Origin of the sequence: Parachlamydia sp. (genome assembly GCF_050255895.1) — a bacterium.
Classification (GTDB): Bacteria; Chlamydiota; Chlamydiia; order Chlamydiales; family Parachlamydiaceae; genus Parachlamydia; species Parachlamydia acanthamoebae.
In genome coordinates this window covers 1-2,887 of record NZ_JBFWIR010000118.1, presented here as the reverse complement: position 1 = coordinate 2,887, position 2,887 = coordinate 1, and the positions used below count along the sequence as shown (strand labels likewise).

The 2,887-nt window shown below is 33.3% G+C and carries 2 protein-coding genes and 1 pseudogene; 2 read left to right on the top strand and 1 reads right to left on the bottom strand.

Going from position 1 to position 2,887, the window contains the following annotated elements; translation table 11 throughout:
- Positions 1-759 (bottom strand): annotated as a pseudogene (locus AB7E63_RS13290) (helix-turn-helix domain-containing protein); the annotation flags it as partial.
- 239 nt (positions 760-998) lie between these two features.
- On the opposite strand from AB7E63_RS13290, the gene AB7E63_RS13285 reads away from it, so the two are divergent.
- Both AB7E63_RS13285 and AB7E63_RS13280 read left to right on the top strand, forming a co-directional pair.
- Positions 999-1,508: a DUF192 domain-containing protein gene (locus AB7E63_RS13285; protein ID WP_006340802.1), complete on the top strand. Its 510-nt coding sequence runs from the start codon at positions 999-1,001 to the stop codon at positions 1,506-1,508.
- Positions 1,509-1,716: 208 nt separating this feature from the next.
- A complete protein-coding gene (locus AB7E63_RS13280; RefSeq protein WP_006340803.1) occupies positions 1,717-2,640 on the top strand; it encodes a hypothetical protein in 924 nt (307 codons plus the stop codon).
- Positions 2,641-2,887 lie beyond the last annotated feature (247 nt).

The following is a 2,887-nucleotide window of genomic DNA, read 5'->3' as shown; positions in this document are numbered from 1 at the left end:
CTGATTGACAAAAGGAATTAAAGAGGCAGCTTTCTTTCGGTAAAAATGCAAAACATCTATAATTTCGAGTATTCTTTCTCGTTTTGCAACATCAATTTCTCCTTTAGCTGATTGAATTTCACGAGTTAGGGCTTTGTCTATTTCTTCAATCAAATGATTGACAAAATGCGTTACAACTTCTTCAGGGGTAATTTTCCCTACAGAAGTCAAATTCAACAAAGCAATTGCCTTTTGTCTTAGCAAACTATCCTTTGTTTTTTCCTCAATAGATCGATCTGCGTCGTTGATTGCTTTAATAACATCTAAAGTTGCATTACTTTCGTCATAATATCCAGAACGGTAAAGATAAACGATTTCGGTGTCTCCTTGCTTTGCAAATAGACAAGGAAGAGTAGCTGAGTGAGCAGCTTGAAATTTGACTCCATGCAAGGATTTCGCAGTATATCCTTGATGGATCGTATGGCCTTCACGAAAAACATTTTTTGTTAAAAAACAAACAATCGCCTGAAAAAAAATACTCATGACTTTTTTTTCAATATGTTGTTCCAAGATGAAGATCGATCTTTCTACCCGAAATTGTCGATCGGCTAGCTGCCTTTTTTGATGAGGGGTATTAAAATCTGAAAATGTGAAATTTCTAAGAGAAGAAGTGGTATTTTCTTTCTCATCATCTAGATTAACGCGATCTTTTTTTAAAGCATCTTTTGCTAAAAAATAAGGATCAACACCTATTTGTGGATGTGAAATATTCAGGCCCATTTTATCTCCCCGGATTTTTTTAGCCTAAAAATAACTTTTTTTTTATTTAACTAAAATAGAAATCCATTTAGACAAATGAGAAGTTTTTAGAGTAAATTAGCATTCTGATTTTCGAAACTGAAAATATTAAAAAAATTAGATGTAATGATAGAAGCGAAGAGATTCTTTCTCATTCTTTCCGGATTTCATCGCTTTATAACTCTTCCAATATCTATAGGCCTTTTTTAAAGAGTTCAAGCATGCGTATATTTTGCAGTTTTCTTCTCTCTACAATCAGCATATTTATTCCTTTATCTGCCCTTAGGATTCCTATTGAAATAGAGGTCGCGCTTACAAGTGAACAGCGTGCATGGGGACTCATGCAACGTGATTACTTGCCTGAAAACCGAGGAATGATTTTTTATTTTCCAAAAAGTCTTTGGATGTTTAATACATTGATCGATCTTTCAGCTGCTTTTTTAGATGATCAAGGAATCATTCTTGAAATAGTAGAGCTAAAGTCTTATCCCGAAATGATGGATCCCAACAGACCTGTAAAAAGATTAAGTGATATGAAGAAATATCCTCCTAATGACAAGATCTATGCCTTTTTCTTACAAAAAAGTAAGAGCTTTCCCCCTGGGACGCTATATGTGATAGAAATGAACAAAGGTTGGTTTGCAAAGCATGGAGTTAAACCTGGTGATAGAATCGTTTGGAATTTAAATTCTTCACGCGCCTATGTAGAGTTGTTTAAAAAAGGAAAATGAGATTGCTTAAAGCAATTCAACTATTGGGATTCTAACCTTGCTAGATAAGTAATTCTTTGTTAAAATTTTCCTTTTTAACAAATAAAATGGATGATCATTTTTTCAAAAAATCTTACACTAGAAAATATTCAATTAGATTTCGAAGGAAAAAATAGATTATCTATATGTCGAAATTAAAAATATTTACCTCTTAGCAAAAGCAAAAGAAATGGCCAATTCTCTCACTTTGAAAGCATTAGATTTTTTACTTCTCTCCAAAGAAAAAGGGTCGTTTCCCGAATGGTTTTTTAATCAAGATAACCTAAATGAGCACATTCAGAGTTTTTCATCTCTAGAGTTACCCTCTTTGGATGAAATAAAGGGTTATATCGACTTTTTTGAGACTAGTGACTTTCAAATAGATTTGACAAAAGATGAAATCAGCGAAATCGTTTGGAGCCATTACTTTTTTGCATCTCTTCATTGTAATACACACCATATTCAGATTTTTAATTTTTCTCAAACAGCGCTGCTTTTGATTCACTGTTGTTATAAAAATAATTATTTCAAGCAATACAAGCCTGAAGCTCTTTTAAAAGTTGTGCAAACTCTGCTTTCTGATCTCAGTATTAGAGAAATTGAAAGAAAATATTGTTCAACTCTCCAAGATATGATTCTGGCTAAACTTGTTTTTCACATTGATGCGCTGAATAATACTCAAGCAAGAATGGAATATAAAATTTTGCGCAAAATGCAAAATTTAGCAAAAGCTTCAAGTCTGTCTCCTAAAAAAGAGGCCAGCTTTTTGCGTCATGTAGCCAACTTAAATGCGCTCTTTCAAGATGAAGCCATACGGAAGCATTTTGAAAGATTAAACAGTCTTGGTAGTTGGGAAAATTATAAAAGTTTAACTGGCGAGGAGAAAGCCGTTGTTCGTTTACGTGAACTTTCAGAAATTTTATCGCTCAAATGGGATCGTGGAAAAGATTTTGATGACCTAGTCTCTACTGATGGTGAAGATTTTTCTTTTGCTCACGGAGAAGCTGTCAGGATAGAAAACACTTACACATTATTAAAAGCTAAAGAAATGGGGTTGTCGCTTTCAATTGGAGATATTGTCAAAGGCCAAAAAAACAGTATGGCCTTTATTTAAGCTTCAAGGATATCCTTGGCAAACGATATTTGCCAACTTCCAATACGTCATTTCTGAAGTGGAAAATAAAGGATAATTGCAAGATCACAACTATTTTGGATTTTATCTTATTCCTTAATGTTATATAATATTCTTCAAAAAATAGGAAAAGGATAATTGATGAATGCTCTAGCTATTTCATTTGCCGCAGCTGCATTTGCGGCATTATCAAATTTATTTTTCCGAAAAAACACTTTGCATTCAGATC